The sequence below is a fragment of the Hymenobacter montanus genome (assembly GCF_014699115.1).
Taxonomy (GTDB): Bacteria; Bacteroidota; Bacteroidia; order Cytophagales; family Hymenobacteraceae; genus Hymenobacter; species Hymenobacter montanus.
The window spans coordinates 265,047-288,305 of record NZ_JACXAD010000004.1; the positions used below are offsets into that span (position 1 = coordinate 265,047).

Consider the following 23,259-nt stretch of genomic DNA (forward strand, 5'->3'; position numbering starts at 1 on the left):
TTTCGGGGCAAGGCTTCGGCTGCTTGCCGCGAGAGAGCTTAGGTGGCAAACCGGCAGAACGTACCCAGCGGCAGCCGGCGCTGCCCCGCGTCGTGTAAATAAATCTCGCCCAGCTCGCGTACCGCCTTCGGCCCCGGAAAAATAGCCATTGTCAGGTTATCCAGAATCAAAGCCGAGAAGCCCAGCGAGTACAGGTTCACGACGAAGAAATGGTCGGCGGGGTCGAGCAGCTGCTGGCTGAGCTTGAGCAACTCGTTGAGCTCATCTTCCAACTGCCACTTCTCGCCGTTGGGGCCCCGGCCATAGGCGGGCGGGTCGAGGATGAGCCCTTGGTATTTGCTGCCGCGCTTCACTTCGCGGCGTACGTACTTCATGGCGTCTTCCACCAGCCAGCGCACGCCGTCGAGCTGGCTGGCCTCCATGTTGTCGCGGGCCCAGAAGTTGACTTGTTTCACCGAGTCGAGGTGGGTAACGTCGGCGCCGGCCGCGCGGGCAGCCAGGGTCGCGGCGCCGGTGTAGGCAAACAGGTTCAGCACCCGCGGCTGCGGGGCGCGGCGCCGGCGGGTCTGGGTGTAAATGAACTGCCAGTTGGGGTCCTGCTCCGGAAAAAGCCCCACGTGCTTGAACGACGACAAGCCCAGCCGAAACTTGAGGCGCAAGCCGCCCGGCCGCTCGTAGGCAATAAGCCACTGCTCGGGCATGGCCGGCTTGAGGCGCCACTGGCCTTTCTCGGTGGAGCCAGGGGCGCGGGCGAAGGCCGCATCCGCCTGTTCCCATTCTTTGAGCGGCAGGTGCGGGTCCCAGATGGCCTGCGGCTCGGGCCGGGCCAGCACGTACTGGCCGAAACGCTCCAGCTTCTGGAAATTGCCGCAGTCGATGAGCTCGTAATCGGGCCAGGGCGAGGTGGTGAGGAAATCGTACATAAGCAGGGCGCAAAGGTAGGGAAGCGTTAGAGCTAACCTCACCACCCCCCGACCCCCGTTCGCTCACCGCCGCGAAGCCGCAGGAGAGGGGGAGCCAGGTGTATTAATGGGTAAACGGCTATCGTATAAACACCCGACGGCTCCCCAGGGGAGGGGAGCCAGACGTGCCTGGTTGGGGAAATGGGTGTAATTTGGCCGTGGCGGCAGACTTAGAGCATCGGAGGCTCAGGCCTCAGTAGTTTCTGGATTACATCACCTTTCCCGTCGGTTGCCATGTCCGAACTCCCGCGCTTACTCGACCAACTTCGTCAGGCCTTCGATGGAGAGCCGTGGTCGGGGCCGGCGCTGCTCACCACCCTGGCGGGGCTGCCCGCCGGGGCTACGGTCCAGCGGCCCATTGCGGGGGCGCACAGTATTTGGGAAATCACGCAGCACCTCACTGTCTGGACCCGCGTGGTACGGCAGCGCCTAAGCGAAAATGAACTGGTGCAACTCCGCGCCGCCGAAGATTGGCCGGCGCCGCCCGCGTTGCCCACCGAGGCCGGGTGGCGGGGCGTGCTGAGCGCTTTACGCACGGCCCACGAACAGCTCCTGGCTACGGCGGCGACCATTCCCGAGCGTAGCCTCGACCACCGCATCGGCAGTACTTTTGACCAGGTCCAGGGCTTTACCGTCTACGCAACCTTGCACGGTGTCGCGCAACATTATCTCTACCACGCCGGGCAGATTATAATGCTGCGCAAGGCCCTGGGCGCTACCTAGAGCGGATTTCAGGTCAGTGTACCGTTTTTTAGGAATTAAAAATTAAAAATGAAGAATTAAAAATTTGACCAACTGATTTTTAATTTTTAATTCCTTTCTCCGATGCGAAAACCGCTATAAACCACCGAAAGCAGCCGACTGGCTGCGGCCTGAACCAGGCATTTATCTGCTGAGCATGAAGCTGCATTTTCATAAGTACCACGGCACCGGCAACGACTTCGTCATGATTGACGACCGCAGCCACGCCTTCGCCGAGGCCGACCAAGACCGGATTGCCCACCTATGCCAGCGTCGGTTCGGCATCGGGGCCGATGGCCTCATTCTGCTCCGCAACCGGCCCGATTATGATTTCGAGATGGTGTACTTCAACGCGGATGGCCGGCCCAGCTCCATGTGCGGCAATGGCGGGCGGTGCACGGTGGCCTTTGCTAGCTTCTTGGGTTTGATCAGCAAGCGCACGTGCTTCTTAGCCGTAGATGGTCCTCACGAAGCCCGCGTCGAAGCAGACGGGACGGTACATCTGCGCATGCAGGACGTAGCCCGGCCCAAACCGGTTGGTAAGCACGATACCTTCCTCGACACCGGTTCGCCCCACCACGTGCGCTTCCTGCCTGCCGGCCTGGCCGAGCTAAACGTATTTGCCGAAGGGCGCACCCTGCGTTCCGGTCCGCTTTACGGCGTCGCCGGCGCCAACATCAACTTCGTCCAGGTGCCCGCCAACCCGGCCGAGCCCTGGGCCGTGCGCACCTACGAGCGCGGGGTCGAGGACGAAACCCTAAGCTGCGGCACGGGTGTGACCGCCGTCGCCCTGGCCGCCAGCGAGCGCGGGGCTACCTCACCGGTCCGGCTGAGCACGCCGGGTGGCCTGCTCGAGGTGTCGTTTCAACAGCGGGGCGATGGCGGATTCGAAAACGTGTGGTTGAGCGGCCCAACCAAGCAGGTTTTCAGCGGCGTAGTGAGCTACTGAGTTGGTGGCCTGGCGAATAAGCCTGTTAAGCAGAGCAAGAGTATGACCAAGTTACCCCGTCGCGCTGCCCCTCACCAACCAGGCGTTTACCTGCGCGCGCTCGAACCCGACGACCTGGAATTTCTCTTTGCCCTGGAGAACGACCCCAGTATCTGGGGCGTGTCGGATACGCTCGCGCCGGTGTCGCGCCACGCCCTACGTGAGTATCTATCGCACGCCGCTACGGATTTCTACGTAGTTCGCCAGTTAAGGCTGGTGATTACTACTGAAATTAGTGACCTGCCGGTTGGGGTAGTGGACTTATTTGATTATGATCCGCTGCACCAACGAGCGGGGGTTGGCATCACGGTGCTGGCGAGCCAGCGGCGGCACGGCTATGCCCGGCAAGCTCTGGAATTGATCAAGCAGCATGCCCGCGAGGTGCTGCGCTTGCACCAGCTGTATGCCACCGTAGGGGCAAATAACCGGCGCAGTCTGAGCCTGTTCCGGGCCGCCGGGTTCCGGCGGGTGGGTACCCGCCACGCCTGGCTGCGCACGGCCAGCGGTTGGGACAATGCCGTGGAGTGGCAGTGCCTGCTGTAGGCATTGGGGCGGGATAAAAACGGGTTTATGTATATGTGCTAAGGTTTTAATGGACCAGACCCGGAATAGGTAGCAAAATAAACGAAACCATATCCTTCTGGGAGCTGGGCTCGTATAGGGACATAAGCGCCCCGGTTTTCTATCCTATTGTTATTCCGGCGCGGCGCGAAACCATTATCTTCTTGCCATTTCCTATGCCACCCTCATCGACGGTGGAAGCGCCCCTGCGTGCCTCCACCACCGCTGTCCGGCCCAGCGCATCAGCTGCCGCAACTCCTGCTCCTTACACCTTGCCCGACCTGGTTTGCTTTGCGCACTTGCATTGGGACTTTGTCTGGCAGCGCCCCCAACACTTGCTGTCGCGGTTTGCCCAGCAGGGCCGGGTATTTTACGTGGAGGAGGCCTTTTATCACGATGACGACCTGATTGAGCCGCATATTGAAACAAAAGAACGCCAAAATGGAGTGAAGGTGGTGGTGGCGCACTTGCCCCAGCGCCTGCGCCACGACGAAAATGCCAGTGACCAAGTCCAATTTGAGTTGCTGAGCCAGTTTTTCCATCAGCAAAGCATCACTCAGTACGTTTTCTGGTACTATACGCCCATGGCCCTGGCGAAGTCGCGCCAGTTCCAGCCCGTGCTCACCGTGTACGACTGCATGGATGAGCTGGCCAACTTCAAGTTTGCCCACCCTGAGCTGAAAAGCCGCGAGCAGGAGCTCTTCCGAAAAGCCGACCTCGTGTTCACCGGGGGCCACACCCTGTACGAGGCCAAGCGCGAGCAGCACCCCGACGCCCACCCTTTCCCCAGCAGCATCGACAAGGACCACTTCGGCCAGGCCCGCGGCCCGCTGGCCGAGCCCGCCGACCAGGCTGCTATTCCGCACCCGCGGGTAGGATTCTTCGGGGTGGTCGACGAGCGGCTGGATATCGAGCTGCTGCGGGAGCTTTCCCAGAATCATCCCGAGTGGCAGTTCGTCATTATCGGGCCGGTGGTGAAGATTGACCCGGCCATTTTACCCCGGACCCCCAACGTTCATTACCTGGGGGGGAAAGACTACAAGGACCTGCCTGCCTATTTGAAGGGTTGGGAGGTCGCCACGCTGCTCTTCGCTGATAACGAAAGCACTAAGTTTATTTCGCCCACCAAAACGCCGGAATACCTGGCGGCGGGCAACCCCGTAGTGAGCACCCCGATTCGCGACGTGGTGCGGCCCTACGGCGAGCTTAACCTCGTCCAGATTGCCGACAACGCCACTGATTTCGGCGCCGCCATTGCCCGGGCCCTCAACCAGCGCGATGACGCCGACTGGCGGCAGCGCACCGACGATTACCTAGCTACCATCTCCTGGGATCAAACCTGGCAGGCCATGGTGGACCTCATGCAGCAGCGCCTGGCCACGAAAACGCCCGACGCCGCGACCACCACGCTGGCTGGCCAACCGCTGGGCGACAAAGTGTCGGAAGTTGCGCTGCCCCTGGACCGGTTGTAATCCTGCCTACTTCATTTTTCATACTAATTCGCTAGTTCATCTTTTCCACCCTTCCATCCTTACGCATCATGTTCGACTACCTCATCGTTGGGGCCGGTTTTGCCGGCAGCGTGCTAGCTGAGCGGCTCGCCACCCGCAGCAATAAAAAAGTCCTCATCATTGATAAGCGCAACCACATTGGGGGGAACGCTTACGACCATTATAACGAAGAGGGCATCCTGGTGCACAAATACGGCCCGCACATCTTTCATACCAACTCGAAGGAAGTATTCGATTACCTCGGCCACTTCACCGAGTGGCGCCCTTACGAACACCGCGTACTAGCCTCTGTCGATGGCCAGCACGTGCCGATGCCTATCAACCTCGATACCATCAATAAGCTCTACGGCCTGAACCTGACCAGCTTCGAGCTCGACCAGTTCTTCGCCTCCGTCGCCGAAGATGTACCCGTTGTGCGAACCTCGGAAGATGTGGTCGTTAGTAAAGTGGGCCGGGAACTGTACAATAAATTCTTCAAGAACTACACCAATAAGCAGTGGGGCCTCGACCCCTCGCAACTCGATAAGTCGGTGACCAGCCGCGTGCCAACCCGGACCAACCGCGACGACCGCTACTTCACTGATACCTACCAGGCCATGCCCCTGCACGGCTACACCCGGATGTTCGAGAAGATGCTCGACCACCCCAACATCAAGGTGATGCTCAACACCGACTACCACGAGGTGGTGGACTTCATTCCGTTCAAAGAAATGATTTTCACCGGCCCGGTGGATGAGTATTTCGACTATAAGTTTGGCAAGCTGCCCTACCGCTCGCTGGAGTTCAAGCACGAAACGCTGAACAAGGAAAAGCACCTCGCTGCGCCCGTGGTGAACTATCCCAACGAACATCCTTATACCCGCATCACCGAGTTTAAGGCCCTTACCGGCCAGGACCATCCCAAAACGGCCATCGTGTACGAGTACCCGCAAGCTGAGGGCGACCCGTACTATCCGATTCCCATGGCCGAAAACGCGGAGCTGTACAACCAGTACAAGAAGCTGGCCGATGAAACGCCCAACGTGCACTTCGTGGGCCGCCTCGCCACCTACAAGTACTACAACATGGACCAGGTAGTGGCCCAGGCGCTCACGCTCTACCGCAAGCTCACCGACAAGGAAAACGCTGCGAAGCCCGTGCGTCCGGTTATCTCAGGTAGCACCTCTTTGGTTGAAAAACTGGTGAGCCGCTCACCCAAGCAGGAATAGCACGGTGCCCCGGCGCGTACGCGGCCTTTGACTTACCGTTGCTTCAGGGAGTGTCCGCCGCGGCACATCCCACTCAAAGCGCACCGAGGATGCCCGCTGGCTCCTCCCACCGCATTCAACTGCCACCTCGTGCATTTGCATCGGGGTGGCAGTTTGATTTCAAGCCCAAATCAAGCCGGATGCTGCCGTGGTCATTTATTCGGTCGGCTATGCCAAAGCGACCCTCTTAGCCTACCTGCCTGATTTTTCTCACCTGCTCTTACTTGCGACTGTTCGGACCATTTCTCAGCCATGAGTTCCGTTGCGCTCGTATTGAAAGGGCAGTTTACTTTAAAGCTCGGGCCTAAGCTAAACGCTAACCTGGGCCATCGTTCCACTGACCAGCTTTACTATGAACCAACTAGATATCTGGGGCGGCATCGAATGCAGCCACTGCCGCGTGGGTGATACGTACTCCGATCAGCTCACCCGCAACGGCCACTGGCACCGCGTCGATGACCTTGATGCACTGGCCGACCTCGGCCTGAAAACCTTGCGTTATCCCTTACTCTGGGAGCACACCGCCCCCGATAGTCCGGAAACCTGCGCCTGGACCTGGCCCGATGAGCGCCTGCCCCGCCTGCGCGAGCTCGGCATCAACCCGATAATTGGTTTGGTGCACCACGGCAGCGGCCCCCGTTACACTGCCCTGAACCAAGACAACTTTGCTACCGGCCTGGCCCGGCACGCGGCCAACGTGGCTCGTCGTTACCCCTGGCTCACTCACTTTACCCCGGTAAATGAGCCCCTGACTACCGCCCGCTTTAGCGCCCTCTACGGCCATTGGTACCCGCACACCGCTGACGACCACAACTTCGTGCGGGCCTTGCTCAACCAGCTCGAAGCCACCCGGCTGTCGATGAAGGCTATCCGGGAAATCATTCCCCACGCCCAGCTGGTGCAAACCGAGGACTTAGCTCAGGTGCACAGCACCCCGGCCCTGCGCTACCAAGCCGACTTCGAAAACCATCGTCGCTGGCTCAGCTTCGATATTCTCTGCGGCAAGGTTACGCCCGCACATCCGTTTTGGAATTATCTGTGCCAGCACGGGGCCACCGAGGCCGAGCTGCAAACCTGGCTCGACGATCCCTGCCCGCCCCAGGTAATGGGCCTCAACCACTACCTCACCAGCGAACGGTTTCTGGACGAAGACCTGGGCAGCTACTGGCCCTGCCACGCCGCCAGCAACCACCGCCAGCGCTACGCCGACGTAGAAGCCGTGCGGGTTGGTGGTGGCGTGCAGCTGGCGGGCGTCACGAGCCTCTTGCTGCAAGCCTGGCAGCGCTACCACCTGCCGCTGGCCATCACCGAGGCCCACCTCAACTGCACCCGCGAGGAGCAGGTGCGCTGGCTGAACTACGTGTGGGAAGCAGCCCACGCAGCCCGCCGGCAGGGGGCCGACGTGTGCGCCGTTACCGCGTGGTCGCTGTTTGGCGCCTACGACTGGGACAGCCTGCTCACCCGGGCCGCCAACAGCTACGAGACCGGGGTTTTTGACGTGCGCAGCGGCCAGCTGCGGCCTACGCTTCTGGCCCGGCTGGTGCGTTCGCTGGCCCAGGGCCAGCCGTTCGAGCACCCGGTGCTGCAAAGCCGGGGCTGGTGGCAGCGCCCGGAGCGGATTCAGTTTCAGCCCAGTGTCGCGCCCGCTCGGCCGCAGCTGCTCAAAGCCATTACGCCCCGGGTAAAAGCCCGCTACGCAACTCATCACGACGAAGAAAACCTCGAATATGCGGCCTGATTTTGTGCTCGAACACATTCCGGAGCGGGCCATTCGGCCCCTGCTCATCGCAGGGGCGTATGGTACGCTAGGCCGGGCGTTGGGCCGGGTGTGCCACACCCGGGGTCTGGTCACGGTGGCCCTGGGGCGGAACCAGCTCGATATCAGCATCCCGGCCTCGGTGGAACATGCCCTAGCCGCGCACCGCCCCTGGGCCGTGGTGAACGCGGCCGGGTACGTGCGGGTAGACGAGGCCGAAGCCGACGAGGCGCGCTGCTTTCGGGAGAATGCCACTGGCCCGGCCGTGCTGGCCGCCGCCTGCGCCGCCCGCGCCCTGCCATTGCTGACCTTCTCCTCGGACCTGGTCTTCGACGGCCAGCAGGCGGAGCCCTACGGCGAGTCGTCGGCACCGCGGCCGCTGAATGTGTACGGGCGCAGCAAGCTGGCCGGTGAGCAGCAGGTGCTGGCGGCGCACCCGGGGGCGCTGGTGGTGCGCACCAGCGCCTTTTTCAGCGGCTGGGACGAGTTCAACTTCGTGTATTTTGCCTTGCAGGCGGCCCGGGGCGGGCAGCGCTTCGAGGCGGCGTCGGACGTGCGCATCTCGCCCACGTACGTGCCCGACCTGGTCAACACGTCGCTGGACTTGTTGCTGGACGAGGCGGCTGGCATCTGGCACGTGGCCAACCAGGGCGCCTGCACCTGGGCCGAGCTGGCCCGTGCCAGCGTGGAGCGCGCCGGCTTCTCGGCCGACTTGGTGGTGCCGCGCCCCATGGCCGACTTCGGCCTGGCGGCGGCGCGTCCGCCCCAGAGCGTGCTGGTTAGTGAGCGGGGGATCGTGCTGCCCCCCCTGGAGCACGCCCTGGGCCGGTGCTTGGCCGAGATGGAACGACACCCGGTTTTGCGAGATTGATTTTTGGTTTGACGCCCGCTTCTTAGCGTTGGACCAAGCCGCGCCTAAACAGTACGCAATGAGTACTGGAACCCGTTCTCGGCCCTGTCAGGGTGTCGGGGTTTTTGTTTTGGGATGGTTTTAGCGGAAGGCTCCGTAAATTTGGGGTGCGCTCTGGCGCTATTCGCTAAAATACTACCTGATGTTTGAATTCCTAGGCAAGACCGTCGCCAAGATATTTGGCTCCAAGTCGGAGCGCGATTTAAAGGAAATCGTGCCCTACGTGGCGCTGATTAACGCCGAATATGCCAAACTGGCCGGCCTGACCGACGACCAGCTCCGCGAGCAGACTGCGCTCGTCCGCGCCCGCATCGACGAGCGCCTCGCCGGCATCGATGACCAGATCGCGGCCCTGCACCAGCAAGTCGACAGCCAGCCCCAGCTCGACGTAGCCGTGAAAGAGCAGCTGTTTGAGCAGGTCGATGCGCTCGAAAAGCAGCGCAACAAAGACCTCGAGGCCGCGTTGCTCGAAGCCTTGCCGCAAGCCTTCGCCATCGTGAAGGAAACGGCCCGGCGCTACAAAGAGAACGGCCAGCTGGTGGTTACGGCCAACGACCACGACCGCGAGTATGCCGCCACCCACGGCAACGTGACCATCGAAGGTGACCAGGCCATCTGGGCCAACAAGTGGCTGGCCGGCGGCGCCGAAATTACCTGGGACATGGTGCACTACGACGTGCAGCTGATTGGCGGCGTGGTGCTGCACCAGGGCAAAATTGCCGAAATGGCTACCGGCGAGGGCAAAACCCTCGTTTCGACCCTGCCCGCTTTCCTCAACGCGCTCTCGAAGCGCGGCGTGCACCTGGTGACGGTGAACGACTATCTGGCCAAGCGCGACTCCGAATGGAACGCGCCGCTGTTTGAGTTCCACGGCATCACGGTAGACTGCATCGACAAGCACCAGCCCAACACGCCGGAGCGCCGCCGGGCCTACCAGGCCGACATCACCTACGGCACCAACAACGAGTTCGGCTTCGACTACCTGCGCGACAACATGGCGCGCGACCCCGAGGAGCTGGTGCAGCGCAAGCACCATTACGCCATGGTCGACGAAGTCGACTCCGTATTGATTGACGACGCGCGGACCCCCCTCATCATTTCGGGCCCGGTGCCCCGCGGCGACGTGCACGAGTTCTACCAGCTCAAGCCGCGTATTCAGCGCTTGGTTGATGAGCAGAAGAAGCTAGTGCAGAACTACCTCGTGCAAGCCCGCAAGCTCATTGCCGAAGGCAAAACCGGCCCCGAGGAAGGTGATAAGAACGGGGTTGGCGGCCTGATGCTGTTCCGCGCTTACCGTGGTTTACCCAAGAGCAAGCCGCTCATTAAGTTCCTGTCGGAACCCGGCGTGCGTGCCGTGCTGCAAGCCACCGAGAACCACTACCTGCAGGACAACTCCCGGCAGATGCCCAAGGCCGACGAGCCGCTGTTCTTCACCATCGACGAGAAGAACAACCAGATCGAGCTGACCGAAAAGGGCATCGACCTGATTACGGCCCAGGGCGAAGACCCGCGGCTGTTCATCATGCCCGACATCGGAGCCGAAATTGCCGACATCGAGAAAAACGCCACGCTTTCGGCCGAAGAGAAGCTGCATCAGAAGGAAAAGCTGATGAGCGACTACAATGAGAAAAGCGAGCGGGTGCACACCGTAAACCAGCTCCTGAAAGCTTACACCCTGTTTGAAAGGGACGACCAGTACATTCTGACCGAAGACGGCAAGGTGAAGATCGTGGACGAGCAAACCGGCCGCGTGATGGAAGGCCGCCGCTACTCCGACGGCCTGCACCAGGCCATTGAGGCCAAGGAGAACGTGCGCGTGGAAGACGCCACCCAGACCTACGCCACGGTAACCTTGCAGAACTACTTCCGCATGTACCACAAGCTGGCCGGCATGACCGGGACGGCCGAAACCGAGGCGGGCGAGTTCTGGGAAATATACAAGCTCGACGTGGTGGTGATTCCCACCAACCGCCCGATTTCGCGCTTGGACAGCGACGACCAGGTGTACAAAACGGTGCGGGAGAAGTACAACGCCGTGGCCCTGGAAATCCAGCGGCTGGTGGAGGCCGGCCGCCCCGTGCTGGTCGGCACCACCTCGGTAGAAATCTCCGAACTGGTGAGCCGCATGCTGAAACTGCGCGGCATCAAGCACCAGGTGTTGAACGCCAAGCAGAACCAGCGGGAAGCCGAAATCGTGGCCGCCGCTGGTTTCCCCGGCACCGTGACCATCGCCACCAACATGGCCGGCCGCGGTACCGACATCAAGCTGCGCGAGACCTCCCGTGAGGCGGGAGGGCTGGCCATCATCGGTACCGAGCGCCATGAAAGCCGCCGGGTCGACCGCCAGCTGCGGGGCCGCGCCGGCCGCCAGGGCGACCCCGGCACCTCGCAGTTCTTCGTGAGCCTGGAAGACAACCTGATGCGCTTGTTCGGCTCGGAGCGCATTGCCAAGCTCATGGATCGCATGGGCATGGAAGAGGGTGAAGTCATCCAGCACTCGATGATTACCAATTCCATTGAGCGCGCCCAGAAGAAGGTGGAGGAAAATAACTTCGGCACCCGCAAGCGCCTGCTGGAGTACGACGACGTGATGAACGCCCAGCGCGAAGTGGTGTATAAGCGCCGCCGCAACGCCCTGCACGGCGACCGCATGGAGGTCGATATTCTCAACATGATCTACGACGTGAGTGAGGACATCGCGGCGGGCCATAAAATCACGGGCGACTTCGAGGACTTCAAGCTGGCCGTCATCAAGGTGTTTGGCTACGATACCTACCTCACGGCGCAGGACCTCAGCGGCCTGCAATTGCCCCAGCTCACCCAGAAGCTGTACGAAGAAGCGCTCGGCTACTTTCAGAGCAAGAACGAGCACATCGCCAGCAACACCCTGCCGCTGGTGAACGACCTGCTGAACAACGGCGCCCCCTACGAGAACATCGCCGTGCCCTTTACCGACGGCAAGAAGCAGGTGCAGGCCATCGCCAACCTGCGTAAGGCCCAGGCCACCGGCGGCCACGACATCCTCCGCCAGATGGAGAAAGTAGTGGTGCTGTCGGTAATCGACACGGCCTGGACTCAGCACCTGCGCCAAATGGACGACCTCAAGCAGGTGGTGCAAAACGCGGTGTACGAGCAGAAGGACCCGCTGCTGGTGTACAAGTTCGAGTCGTTCGAGCTATTCAAGCGCATGATTGGCAAAGTGAACCAGGAAACGACTACCTTCCTCTTCCACGCCGACGTGCCGGTACAGCAAGGCGCCGTGGGTACCAACGACGAGCCCGAGTACTACCTCGCAGACGAAGAGCCCCAGCCGCGCCTCACCGTGGAGCACGAGTCCATGCTCAACTCGCTCGGCGCCGGCCCCGAAGACCAGGGCCCCGCTGACGTCCCCGCCGTGAAGCAAATGCCCGTACGCAGCCAGAAAGTAGCCAACCGCAACGAGAAAGTAAGCGTGCAGTACATGGACGGCCGAGTGGTGCGCGACGTGAAATACAAAACCGTGGAGCAGGACGTGCTGGAACACCGCTGCGTGCTGGTAGACTAGCCTGGAAGCATAGATTAAAAAAAGGCTGCTTTCCCAAGGGAAGGCAGCCTTTTTTGTGTCATTATTGCTGTCTCCAAAGCCGACTGTTGGTGTCCATAATCTCGGCCACAAACTGGGCCAAGTCGCGGTAGGCAGCGGGTTGGGCCTGCTTGATGGCGCGCAGCAAGCGAATCAGTTTTGGGTTGTCCTCGGCACTTTCGTCTTTCATTACATCGATGAAGGTAGCCAGGGCAGTAGGTAAGCCAAAATGGGCTAGGTCGAGCCCGGCGGCGTGAGCGGCTTCGAAAATCCAGGTGTCGCAGGCGGGTTCCAGCACTATGAGGTAGTGGGAGGGGTGCTGCGGGTCTTGGTAGATGCAGTAGCGGCAATCGGGGCCGGTGCGGGCAGCAATCGGGGCAGAACGGGCGAAAAGCCGCAGGTAGGTAATGGCTTCGAACTTCTTGTCCTTGTCCACCATACCTACCACAAAGCGGACATTGCCTGATTCGGCTTGGTGGCGCAAGATGTTGGCTACTTTCGAGATGCCGTGCTGATGATTGATAAAGCTGAGACGGTGGGCAAGCAAGGTACGGGTGAGGGCCGTGTCTACGTGGCACTCGGGCACGAACATGACGTTTTCAGGCATCGGCCGTGCCGGTTGTGAACCGCTTCATGTTGTAGAACACATCGATGCTGTCGTTGCGGATGCTGCGGATTTCCTCGTCGCTGAGCTGGTGGACTTTGGTTTGGTGGTCTTCGTAGTACGCCGCGAATATGGCTAACTCACCCACCTGCTCATCGTCAGTGAGCATAGTCTCTAGTATCTCCGTGATAAGGTAGGGACTGTGCGTATCAATGAAAAACTGGTTGTTCCGGCTCTCCACGATGCGCCGGCCCAACTTCGAAACGTACACCGGAAAAGAATGTGCCTCGGGCTCTTCGAACAGGAGCACGGCGTCGTCGTTGCTCTCAATTGCGGCTAGGTAGAAAATAATGCGTTGTAGGGTATCGGCTACGCTAGAATAGGGGTAGGAGTAGGTAATGCCGTCCTGGTCCTTGATGATTTCAATGCGGCGCTCATCCATCCGAAGCTGGAGCTTTTGGTTATATCGGGCAAACAAGGCAGTAATTTCTTTGCGCAGCTTCGAATGCGTCTGAATAATTTCAATCAGATTAGAACCGCTAGGAGGAGTTAATGAACTGCTTCCGTGGTCTTCATCGACTTTGTTCTTTTGGAAAGAAAATGCTAATGGTGGCTCTTTTAATACGTAGTCGGCAAGCAATAAAAGTCGTTCTCCGTTTATACTGAAATTTGCATTGTCACCGAATTGAGTATTGATAAAATATTCAGGTATTACACCATCAAAAGTGCGCTTGTTGAATTTGCCACCCAACGTATTGCGCATCATGTAGTGCTCTCCCTTGCCAACAGCGCTATTCTTCGGCTTATTTACTACTGACCCTGCTACCTCTTCATAAAATTCAATGTTGCAGAAAAGGTATTGAAATAGTTTTTCCTCCTTTTCGAATACCAAAATCGCTACATCCTTATCCGTTTCTACCTTAATAGTATTCGCCACCAAATTATCATAAAACAGCTGCCGCGGCTCTTCATACCGAATGAAGCTGCCCATGAACTTCTCGGTCTGCTCGTAGGTGATACCACCCAGCAGGCTCATGGCCTCCAGCAGATTCGACTTGCCCACGTTCGGCTCGCCGATAATCAGGTTTACCCGCCGGGGGTGGAGCGTCACATCCTTGATGGACTTGAAATTTTGGATGCGCAGAAATTTGATGGCATTTTCCATAGTCAACGGGCTTACCTCAAAAGTACGGGCAAAACTTGCGGAGGGCTTCCGCCGTTTCCCAAACGCTTTCCGAACTCTCACTTCGTATGTGGAGCCGGAGGGTCGTATTCCCCGCTACCTTTGCTCCATGACCCTCGCCGCCCGAATCGACCACACCCTGCTGCGACCCGACTGCACCGAAGTCCAGATTGCGCAGTTGTGCCAGGAGGCTGATGCCCACGGCTTTGCCAGCGTGTGCGTGCCGCCGTGCCACGTGGCCTTCGCCACCGAAAAGCTGGCCGGCACCGGCGTGGGAGTGTGTACCGTGATTGGGTTTCCGCTGGGCTACGCGGCCAGCAATGTCAAGTTTAAAGAAGCCGAAGTGGCGCTGTACGATGGGGCCACGGAGCTGGACATGGTCATCAACCTGTCGGCCCTGAAGTCGGGCAAGACGGATGCCATTCGGGCCGAAATCCTGGATTTGGCCGACCTCTGCCACGTACACCAGGCCCTGCTGAAGGTCATCATCGAAACTGCCTTGCTCACGGAAGCCGAGGTGGAGCTGGCCTGCCAGCTGTGCGTAGCCGGGGAGGCGGATTTTGTGAAGACGTCCACCGGTTTTGCCAGTCGAGGCGCCTCAGTGGCCGATGTGGAGCTGCTGCGCCGCACCCTGCCGGAATCGGTCCGTATCAAGGCGGCCGGCGGGATTCGCACCCGGGAAGCCGCCCTGGCCCTGGTGGCGGCCGGGGCCGACCGCATCGGCTCGTCCAATAGTCTGGCCCTGATTGCTGAAAACGATGAATCGACTGCTGCTTAAGATGCTTTTAGTCCCCACGCTGCTGCTGGCTGCTTGCGCCAGCACCGCCACCCAGGCTCCGCGCGCCAGCGTGCCCGCCGACACCACGCTTAAAAAACCGGCGGCCAGTGCGGATGCCTCCGCTACCATGCCGGCCGAGGACGTAACGAAGTACCGCCCCGTTTTTGCCTCGCCCAAGACTTCATCGGGCGCCCCGGCGACTTTCGTGAAGACCGTGGTGCCGCCCACCAACCACGTCAATGCCCAGGTAGAGCAGCGCCTACGCGACCAAGCCCTGGCCAACCAGAACGTGAAGTACACCCAAGGTTACCGCATTCTGGCGTACCTGGGCATCGAGCGCGACCAGGTAATGGCCATCCGCCGTGCCATCATCGGCCGCTACCCCGACGAAACCGACTACATCACCTTTAAGTCCCCGGTTTACCGGCTCTACATCGGCGACTACGTCACCAAGCTGGAAGCAGCCCGGGGCTTAGCCAAGCTGCGCGGCCTGGCGCCCAAGCTGGAGCTGGAAAGCACGCAGGTGGTGCTGAACAAAAAACCATAGACGAACCAGTTAGAGCGGTTTCGGGGTCCGTGTACCTAACGTTTGGCTCCCCTCTCCTGCGGCTTCGCGCCTCCAGCGAACCGGGGTCGTACCCGGGAGGGCCCGCCCTACCGGGTACGACCCCGCAGGGGGCATGTGAGGCGAACGCGAGAACGACAACGGACATGGACGCCGAAATGGCTCTAAGCCGCGCTTCTCTGCCGAAGAAGAAACCTGGCGCGAGGCCGAAACACCAGCGGTGGAGTTAAGTTCGTGAAATGATACCCCGACAATTCTGCCTGTAAAGCTGCCGACCCCTGCCCGAAAAGAACACGGGCGACTTGTGCAGGCCTTGCTTTACGATTTCAATTACGCTGGTTCAGCCTGGCGGCTGAACGCCCTGCCCTTGAGGTGGGGAGTTTTATCTAATCCCATGCCCGAGATTCTCTCCGAAATTCAGCGCCTTGCCGCCCAGTACGCCGCCGACACCGTGGCTCTGCGCCGCCACCTGCACGCTCACCCTGAGCTCTCGTTCGAAGAAACCAATACCGCCGCCTTGGTCACCCGGGAGCTGCTTCGGTTGGGCCTGCACCCCCAGCCCATTGCCAACACCGGCGTGGTTGCCCTGATCGAAGGCCAGCCCGGCGGCCCTACCATTGCCCTGCGCGCCGACCTGGACGCCCTGCCCATTCAGGAGGCCAACGACGTTCCGTACAAATCGACCACTCCCGGCGTGATGCACGCCTGCGGCCACGACGTGCATACGGCCTCCCTGCTGGGCGCAGCCCGCATTCTTAACGAGTTAAAAGGAGAGTTTAAGGGCTGCGTCAAGCTCATGTTTCAGCCGGGCGAAGAGCGCCTCCCGGGCGGAGCCTCGCTGATGATTAAGGAAGGCGTTCTCGAAAACCCCAAGCCCACGAGCGTGCTCGGGCAGCACGTTTTTCCGCACCTGCCGGCCGGCAAGATAGGCTTGCGGGCGGGCCGCTACATGGCCAGCACCGATGAGCTGTACCTGACCGTTCGTGGTAAGGGGGGCCACGGCGCCATGCCCGAAATGAACCTCGACCCGGTGTTGGTGGCGGCGCATCTTATCGTGGCCGCGCAGCAACTCGTGAGCCGCCGCGCCAACCCCAAAATCCCGTCGGTGCTGAGCTTCGGCAAGGTCATCGCCAACGGGGCTACCAACGTCATTCCTAATGAGGTATACCTAGAAGGCACCTTCCGCACCCTGAACGAAGAATGGCGCGACGAAGCACATCAGCACCTGCGCCGCCTTTGCGAGGGTTTGGCCGATAGCATGGGCGCCGTGTGCGAGCTGGAAATCCGCCGCGGCTATCCTTACCTCGAAAATGAGCCTCATCTCACGGCCCGCGTGAAGGCGGCGGCCCAGGAATACCTCGGCCCCGAAAACGTGGTGGAGCTCGACCAGTGGATGGCGGCCGAAGATTTTGCCTATTTCTCCCAGGCGGCGCCCGCCTGCTTCTACCGTCTCGGCACCCGGCACGAGGATGGCCGCTTCGCCGCTTCCGTGCACACGCCCACCTTCGACATCGACGAAAAAGCGCTGGCTACCGGGCCCGGCCTCATGGCTTGGCTGGCCGTAAAGGAGTTGGCCGGCGCCTAATAGTACAGGGCCTGTGCTTGGACTTTTGGCACCGCTCATTCTAATCAGCCTTATGCCTGACAGCCCGGAGCAACGGCTCTGCGCTGCATGTTGCAAATTTGCCGCATGAAACGACTACTGCTCGGCGTCCTGCTGCTGACTATTTACGTGATACCGGCGGCCCGCGCCCAAACCAAGCGCACGGTGTATGGCTGGCAGCTATGGCCAGAGGTGCAGGCCGAACTGGCCCTGCCCGGCAGCGATTACCTCCTGCTGACGGTGCGCGGTCAGAACGAGACCGATAACAATGGCTTCGGCGACCGCAGCCGCGTGCTGGGCTTCGACGAGCGCCGGGTTACCGTGGGTTACGAGCACTTCTGGAACGAGCGCTGGAGTGTGGGCGGCACCCTTGGCTACATTTCGTTGGATGAGCATTACGTACTGGTGCCTGAGGTTCTGCTGCGCCACCGCAGCCCCGTGGGGCCGCTCACGCTGGGCCAACGCCTCAGCCTGGAGCGCACCTTTTCGAGCCAGAGCGGGGCCATTAACCAAACCAACGCCCGCCTGCGCGTCGACCTGGAAAAAATACTGGCTCTTGGTCAGCTTGCCCTGCGCCCGCGCCTGAGCTACGAAGCCGTCACCCACGTGCGTCTGCTCAGGTCCGATACCGACCCCGACGAGCGCACCATCCAGTTTACCAGCCTGCGGGGCGAGCTAGGCGTCCGGGTGAGGGAGTGGTTTGATTGCACCCCGTGGGTTGCCTACCAAACCAATTATAGCTTCGGCCTGGCTCAAACCGATGCCAGTGGCAACGTGATTATCCCAGCCGGGCGCGTCAACTCGGTAGCGCCGGTGCTAGGGCTTGAGGTGCGCTTCACCTGGCTGCAAGGCTCCGATGCTGCCGCTCGCCAGCAGTTGCCAACGCAGCACTAAGTTGTTTTAGCGCAAAATTACGACATAATGGCTGGCTGTGGTTTGTCAGATATACCGCTCTCAGAAGCTGTAAACAGCTTTATATCCGATTGGGTGTCCGCTTATCCTAACGCCTATGATTGAATAAATGACAATTTGTCTCATTCTGTTGCGGCTAAGCGTTTGGTATAAAATTTAAGGAAGGGATGGTGTGCCGCCGCGCGGTACTTCCCATTCCATTAACCTTAAACTACCATCAACACCATGGCAACCTTGCTGTATAATTCGCATCCCTCTTTGCGTCCGAGCCGCGCCTTGAGCGCTATGCTCGCTGACATGCTGCGCGACCCGCAGGTACCCGTTGCGCAACCCACCCCCGCCTTTACCCCCGCTGCCGACATTCTGGAAACGGCCGAAGGCTTTGAGCTGAACCTGGCCCTGCCCGGCGTGAAGAAAGAAGCAATAAACATAGAGTTCCTCGACGGCCAGTTGGTAATCTCTGGTGAGCGCCCCAACCCAGCCGCGGCGGCCAAAGAAGCGGCCGCCACTGCCACCGAAGCCCACTCCACCGACGAGTCGAAGCCCGCAGTCGTACCTGCCGACGCCCCTGCCGCCCCGAAGTTCCGGCGCGTCGAAACCAACTACGGCACGTTTACTCGCAGCTTCCGCCTGCCCGAAACGGTGAATGTGAAAGCCATTAGCGCTGAGCTGACCGACGGCATCCTGCGCGTGCTGCTGCCCTTCGACACGGAAAAAGTGACCAAGCAACACATCGAAATTCGCTAATTAACAGTAAAACCGACAAAAAGGCCCCGCCGCGGGGCCTTTTTGTCGGTTTTACTGTTATCCATTCCGAGACTTTCGTTTGGCCTGTTTTCTGCTAAAAGCAACCTTCAGATACAAAACCGAATCTTTTTGGCGTTGCCCGAATTAATCCTGATCTGACTCACCTAGTCTTCATTTACGGCTAAGTAAGTTAGGCGCTTCATTTACCCCTTTCACCCTTTTTCATTTTCCCTTACCCATGCAAGCAAAACAAATGATGCTCGGCCTGCTCGGTTCTGCCATCCTCGGTGGAGGCGTGGCCGTGGGGGGGTACAAGCTGTTGGAGCCCGCCCCCGTGGCGCCCCAGGCTGTAGCCGCCGACCCCCAGGTGCGGTACACTTCCGAGATGCGCAGCAGCCCCTACGCCGTGCCCGAAGGCTTGAACTTCGTGGCCGCCGCCGCTGCCGTAACCCCGGCCGTAGTGCACGTGATGACTGAGTACGCGGCCCCGGCAGTAGACCAGCGCCAAATGCAGATGGACCCCTTCCTGCGTCAGTTCTTTGGCGACCAGTTGGAGCAGTTTCATGGTCAGCAGCCCCAGGGCGGTGGCCAGGGTTCGGGCTCGGGCGTAATTATCGCCGCCAATGGCTACATCGTGACCAACAACCACGTTATCGAGAAAGCTTCCAAAATCGAGGTAGTGCTCGACGATAAGCGCAAGTTCGACGCTGAGCTGGTGGGCGCCGACCCCAGCACCGACCTGGCTGTGCTGAAGGTAAAGGCCGAGAATCTGCCCTTTGTGAAGTACGGCAACTCCGACGACGTAAAAGTAGGGCAGTGGGTGCTCGCCGTGGGCAACCCCTTCAACCTGAACTCGACCGTGACGGCGGGCATTATCTCGGCCAAAGGCCGCAACATTGACATTCTCCGCCGCAAGGACAACATGGGCATCGAGTCGTTCATTCAGACCGACGCTGTGGTGAACCCCGGCAACTCGGGTGGGGCCCTCGTGAACCTCAACGGTGACCTGATTGGCATCAACTCGGCCATTGCCTCGCACACTGGCTCGTTTGAAGGCTACGCTTTCGCTATTCCCAGCTCGCTGGCCAGCAAGGTAGTCGATGACCTGCTGAAGTACAAAGTGGTACAGCGGGCTCTGCTCGGCGTACAGATTCAGGAGGTCGATGCCAAGCTGGCTTCGGAGAAGAAGCTGAATACCCTGAATGGCGTGTACATTCAGGGCCTGACCGAAGGCAGCGCGGCGGCCCAGGCGGGCCTGAAAACGGGCGACATTATCACTAAAATCAATGGCATAAGTGTCAACACCTCCTCGCAGCTGCAAGAGCAGGTAGCGCGCTTCCGGCCCGGCGACAAGATCAAGGTGGACTACACCCGGGGCAGCTCGTCGGGAGAGGTAACGGCCATTTTGCGCAACGCCACGGGCACAACCTCCGTGGTGCGCGAAGCCCCCGCGCTGGCTTCCATCAAGTACGAGGGAGCGACGTTGAGCCCGGTGCCGGCTCGTGAGCAAGCCCGCCTCGGTTTGGAGGGCGGCGCCAAGATCAGCGGCATCAAGGGCAGCAATTTCCGCGAGACCGGCATGGCGGATGGCTTTATCATCACCCGCATCGATAAAAACCAGGTAACCAAGCCGGCCGACGTAAAGATCTACCTCGACCAAGCCCGCGAGAGATCGGGCGCCTTGGTGGAAGGGGTGTACCCCGACGGCCGCAAGGCGTACTATCCCATTGGGCAGGAATAAACCGGTTGATTTCCTGATGAAAAAGTCCCCGTCAATTCGACGGGGACTTTTTTATTCTCCTTGGGCAGCAGCCAGACCCGAAGCGTTGTGCTGGTTAGGAATTAAAAATTAAAAATGAAGAATTAAAAATTGACCAGCCGATTTTTAACTCTTCATTTTTAATTTTTAATTCTTTTCTTCTATGCGAGAACGGCTATAGTTTCAACCGTACCAGGCCTTCGGGCGCAGCTTCTTAACTAGCAGTCCTGGGCATCCGAGGGACAAGAGCCCACGCCCGAAGAGCCTCAAAGCCTGGGGCCAACCTCGTTTTTGCGGCTGCCGTATAAAAGGCGGTTTAGCTTAATTGCCGTACTTGTGCCGAGATTCCCAACCGAGGCTTTTTCCCTTGAATACCGTCCTGACTTAGGAATTCTAATAGGTCGGTGGTTGCAGGCCGTGCCCCCGCCCGAGCTGCAGGGCACTTACCAAGCCATGCTGACCGCGGCCCGAGCCCACGATAACTGCCGGTTCTGGTTGCTGGACCTGCGCCGCCGCCCATTGGCGGGGCCCGACTTAAATGAGTGGTTTCGTGACCAATTTTCGCCCCAGGTAGCCGCCGCTCTCGACGGGCCCCTGTTCACCGCCTACCTGGCGGGCCCGCACCAGCGTATGGCCGCCGAAAGCGCCGAAATGGAGCTGCACCTTCGCCACGCCGCCAGCCTCGATTCGTACCCCTTGTTTTATGACGACGAGGCGGAAGCGGTTACCTGGCTTTGTGAACAACAGGAGCGGGCCGGGATACGTCCGGTTAAGCTGGCTGATAAGTATCGTTAATAGTCTGTGTTGTGGGGGATAACTTATGACCGCCCGGCGTAAGCAGGCGCCCGGCCAGGGGCGGACCGTGCCCGGCCGGCCAGTGGCCGCCGCTTGCCGTAGCTTTGCCCGCGTAACGTAATCTCCACCGCAACTCTATCCCGTATATTTTCATGAAGCTAGCCCTCGAAGAAGCCACCTCGGCTGCCGACGTAACCGTGGAGCAGCCCCACGCCGACCCCCACGGCATTCAGGACGTACTGCGCCAGCTTGGCATTGAGCCCGACAATGCGGCCTATAGCACTGGCCGCACCTGGGGCGGCAGCCAGAACCCTGACCGCCGCGTTATCAACGCGCCCGCCGATGGGCGCCGCATTGCCAGCGTGGCCTTTGCCACCCCGGCGGACTACGATGCGGTGGTGAAAACCGCCCAGGAAGCTTTCCGGACCTGGCGCCTGGTGCCGGCTCCCAAGCGCGGCGAAATCATCCGGCAGATCGGCAACAAGCTGCGCGAATACAAGGAGCCGCTTGGCAAGCTGGTGAGTGCCGAAATGGGCAAAATCCTGCAGGAAGGCTTGGGCGAAGTGCAGGAGATGATTGACATCTGCGACTTCGCCGTGGGGCTTTCGCGTCAGCTGCACGGCCTCACCATGCACTCGGAGCGTCCGGCGCACCGCATGTACGAGCAGTACCACCCGCTGGGCATCGTGGGCATTATCTCGGCCTTCAATTTCCCGGTGGCGGTGTGGAGCTGGAACGCGATGCTGGCCGCCGTGTGCGGCGACGTGAGCATTTGGAAGCCTTCGGAAAAAACGCCGCTCACCGCCGTAGCCGTGCAGCACATAATCCGCGACGTGCTGGTCGAGAACGACATTCCGGAGGGGGTGTTTAGCCTCGTCGTTGGCGGCGCCGACATTGGGGCGGCCATGGCGGCCGACCAGCGCGTACCGCTGGTATCGGCTACGGGCAGTACGCGCATGGGCCGCAAGGTAGGGGAGGTGGTAGGCGCCCGCCTGGGCCGCGCGCTGCTGGAGCTCGGCGGCAACAACGCCATCATCGTTACCAAGAACGCCGACCTGGACATTGCCATTCGGGCCATCGTGTTTGGGGCCGTGGGCACGGCCGGGCAGCGCTGCACCAGCACGCGCCGCGTCATTATCGAAGACAGTGTTTTTGATGAGGTAAAAAACCGCTTGCTGGCTATTTACCCCAAGCTGCCCATTGGCCACCCCTTGCAGGAGGGCACCCTAGTGGGCCCGCTGATTGACGCTGACGCGGTGAAGATGTTCCAGCAAGCCCTGCTTAACGTGCAGGCCGAGGGCGGCCAGCTGCTCACCGGGGGCCAGGTGCTGAGCGGCGCCGAGCTGCACGGCGGCCACTACGTGCAGCCCGCGCTGGTGCAGGTCGAAAACCATTACCATACCGTGCAGGAAGAAACCTTCGCGCCCATTCTGTACCTGATCAAGTACAGCGGCGACGTAAGCAAAGCCATTGAGTTGCAGAACGACGTGCGGCAGGGCCTGTCCAGCAGCATCTTCACCCTGAACATGCGTGAAGCCGAAGCCTTCCTGGCCGCCAATGGCTCCGACTGCGGCATTGCCAACGTAAACATTGGCACGAGCGGCGCCGAGATTGGCGGCGCATTTGGCGGGGAGAAAGAAACCGGCGGGGGCCGCGAATCCGGCTCCGACGCCTGGAAAATCTACATGCGCCGGCAGACCAATACCATCAACTATTCTACGGAGCTGCCGCTGGCGCAGGGAATTAAGTTTGACCTGTAGGCAAACACTGGTTTTGTTAAGCTTACAAAAAGCCCTGCTTGAGTACTCAAGCAGGGCTTTTTGTGGGATCGCGGTAAGTGTATTGCAAAAAGTTAGTTGCTGTATCGCACGTCGCCATGCCCTTTGTGCAGCAGCATGCCATTGTTGTACAGCACGTAGTACAAGCGGTACAGCTCATTTGGTCGTAAGCCGGATTGGGCGTAGTCAATCATATATTCGTGGTCATTGGTAAAGTTGCTAGGTTGTACGGACAATTAACGAAGCCATAACAGGGCTGAGACGAAATGCACCATTCCCAAGAAGCTGGTGGCCGTT

Annotated in this window: 20 protein-coding genes; 16 read left to right on the plus strand and 4 right to left on the minus strand. The window is 60.1% G+C overall.

Annotated elements, in window-relative coordinates:
- Positions 1 to 38 precede the first annotated feature (38 nt).
- Positions 39 to 923, minus strand: coding sequence for a class I SAM-dependent methyltransferase (locus tag IC235_RS05330; protein WP_191004124.1), 885 nt, complete (start codon positions 921 to 923; stop codon positions 39 to 41).
- Between the two features lie 273 nt (positions 924 to 1,196).
- Here IC235_RS05330 and IC235_RS05335 point away from each other — a divergent pair, with 273 nt between their 5' ends.
- The 8 genes from IC235_RS05335 to secA all read left to right on the plus strand — a co-directional run bounded on the left by IC235_RS05335 (position 1,197) and on the right by secA (position 12,220).
- On the plus strand, positions 1,197 to 1,685 hold the full coding sequence (locus tag IC235_RS05335; RefSeq protein WP_191004125.1) for a DinB family protein: 489 nt from the start codon (positions 1,197 to 1,199) through the stop codon (positions 1,683 to 1,685).
- A 175-nt stretch (positions 1,686 to 1,860) separates the two neighbouring features.
- Positions 1,861 to 2,652 (plus strand): diaminopimelate epimerase, encoded by a 792-nt coding sequence (gene dapF / locus IC235_RS05340; RefSeq protein WP_191004126.1) that lies wholly within the window; start codon positions 1,861 to 1,863, stop codon positions 2,650 to 2,652.
- 42 nt (positions 2,653 to 2,694) lie between these two features.
- Entirely contained in the window at positions 2,695 to 3,234 is a 540-nt protein-coding gene (locus IC235_RS05345; RefSeq protein WP_191004127.1) for a GNAT family N-acetyltransferase, read from the plus strand.
- Positions 3,235 to 3,428: 194 nt separating this feature from the next.
- Complete coding sequence (locus IC235_RS05350; protein WP_191004128.1) at positions 3,429 to 4,724, plus strand: glycosyltransferase family 1 protein; 1,296 nt, start codon at positions 3,429 to 3,431, stop codon at positions 4,722 to 4,724.
- Between the two features lie 68 nt (positions 4,725 to 4,792).
- Positions 4,793 to 5,971, plus strand: a complete 1,179-nt coding sequence (glf, locus tag IC235_RS05355) for a UDP-galactopyranose mutase (RefSeq protein WP_191004129.1) — start codon at positions 4,793 to 4,795, stop codon at positions 5,969 to 5,971.
- A 391-nt stretch (positions 5,972 to 6,362) separates the two neighbouring features.
- Complete coding sequence (locus IC235_RS05360) at positions 6,363 to 7,748, plus strand: family 1 glycosylhydrolase (protein WP_191004130.1); 1,386 nt, start codon at positions 6,363 to 6,365, stop codon at positions 7,746 to 7,748.
- Positions 7,738 to 8,637, plus strand: a complete 900-nt coding sequence (locus IC235_RS05365; protein ID WP_191004131.1) for an SDR family oxidoreductase — start codon at positions 7,738 to 7,740, stop codon at positions 8,635 to 8,637. The genes IC235_RS05360 and IC235_RS05365 overlap by 11 nt, the downstream gene beginning before the upstream one ends.
- A gap of 181 nt (positions 8,638 to 8,818) precedes the next feature.
- Complete coding sequence (secA, locus tag IC235_RS05370) at positions 8,819 to 12,220, plus strand: preprotein translocase subunit SecA (protein ID WP_191004132.1); 3,402 nt, start codon at positions 8,819 to 8,821, stop codon at positions 12,218 to 12,220.
- Between the two features lie 61 nt (positions 12,221 to 12,281).
- Here the strand turns inward: secA and IC235_RS05375 are convergent, their stop codons facing one another.
- Positions 12,282 to 12,845, minus strand: a complete 564-nt coding sequence (locus IC235_RS05375) for a hypothetical protein (RefSeq protein ID WP_191004133.1) — start codon at positions 12,843 to 12,845, stop codon at positions 12,282 to 12,284.
- Positions 12,838 to 14,007 (minus strand): AAA family ATPase, encoded by a 1,170-nt coding sequence (locus IC235_RS05380; RefSeq protein WP_191004134.1) that lies wholly within the window; start codon positions 14,005 to 14,007, stop codon positions 12,838 to 12,840. The genes IC235_RS05375 and IC235_RS05380 overlap by 8 nt, the downstream gene beginning before the upstream one ends.
- 127 nt (positions 14,008 to 14,134) lie before the next feature.
- Between IC235_RS05380 and deoC the strand changes: the two genes are divergently transcribed.
- The 8 genes from deoC to amaB all read left to right on the plus strand — a co-directional run bounded on the left by deoC (position 14,135) and on the right by amaB (position 22,944).
- Positions 14,135 to 14,803, plus strand: a complete 669-nt coding sequence (gene deoC / locus IC235_RS05385; RefSeq protein ID WP_191004135.1) for a deoxyribose-phosphate aldolase — start codon at positions 14,135 to 14,137, stop codon at positions 14,801 to 14,803.
- 1 nt (position 14,804) lies between these two features.
- The gene (locus tag IC235_RS05390) at positions 14,805 to 15,350 is read left to right on the plus strand and encodes a hypothetical protein (RefSeq protein ID WP_191004136.1); all 546 of its coding nucleotides are present in this window, start codon (positions 14,805 to 14,807) and stop codon (positions 15,348 to 15,350) included.
- Between the two features lie 412 nt (positions 15,351 to 15,762).
- Positions 15,763 to 16,953 (plus strand): M20 metallopeptidase family protein, encoded by a 1,191-nt coding sequence (locus IC235_RS05395; RefSeq protein ID WP_191004137.1) that lies wholly within the window; start codon positions 15,763 to 15,765, stop codon positions 16,951 to 16,953.
- A gap of 105 nt (positions 16,954 to 17,058) precedes the next feature.
- Positions 17,059 to 17,865 (plus strand): hypothetical protein, encoded by an 807-nt coding sequence (locus IC235_RS05400; RefSeq protein ID WP_191004138.1) that lies wholly within the window; start codon positions 17,059 to 17,061, stop codon positions 17,863 to 17,865.
- A 243-nt stretch (positions 17,866 to 18,108) separates the two neighbouring features.
- Entirely contained in the window at positions 18,109 to 18,630 is a 522-nt protein-coding gene (locus IC235_RS05405) for an Hsp20/alpha crystallin family protein (RefSeq protein ID WP_191004139.1), read from the plus strand.
- 238 nt (positions 18,631 to 18,868) lie between these two features.
- Positions 18,869 to 20,371: a S1C family serine protease gene (locus IC235_RS05410; RefSeq protein WP_223847090.1), complete on the plus strand. Its 1,503-nt coding sequence runs from the start codon at positions 18,869 to 18,871 to the stop codon at positions 20,369 to 20,371.
- Between the two features lie 354 nt (positions 20,372 to 20,725).
- Positions 20,726 to 21,184: a hypothetical protein gene (locus IC235_RS05415; protein ID WP_191004140.1), complete on the plus strand. Its 459-nt coding sequence runs from the start codon at positions 20,726 to 20,728 to the stop codon at positions 21,182 to 21,184.
- A gap of 152 nt (positions 21,185 to 21,336) precedes the next feature.
- Entirely contained in the window at positions 21,337 to 22,944 is a 1,608-nt protein-coding gene (amaB, locus tag IC235_RS05420; RefSeq protein ID WP_191004141.1) for an L-piperidine-6-carboxylate dehydrogenase, read from the plus strand.
- Positions 22,945 to 23,036: 92 nt separating this feature from the next.
- On the opposite strand, the gene IC235_RS05425 is transcribed toward amaB, so the two are convergent.
- Positions 23,037 to 23,198 (minus strand): hypothetical protein, encoded by a 162-nt coding sequence (locus IC235_RS05425; protein WP_191004142.1) that lies wholly within the window; start codon positions 23,196 to 23,198, stop codon positions 23,037 to 23,039.
- Positions 23,199 to 23,259: the final 61 nt, after the last annotated feature.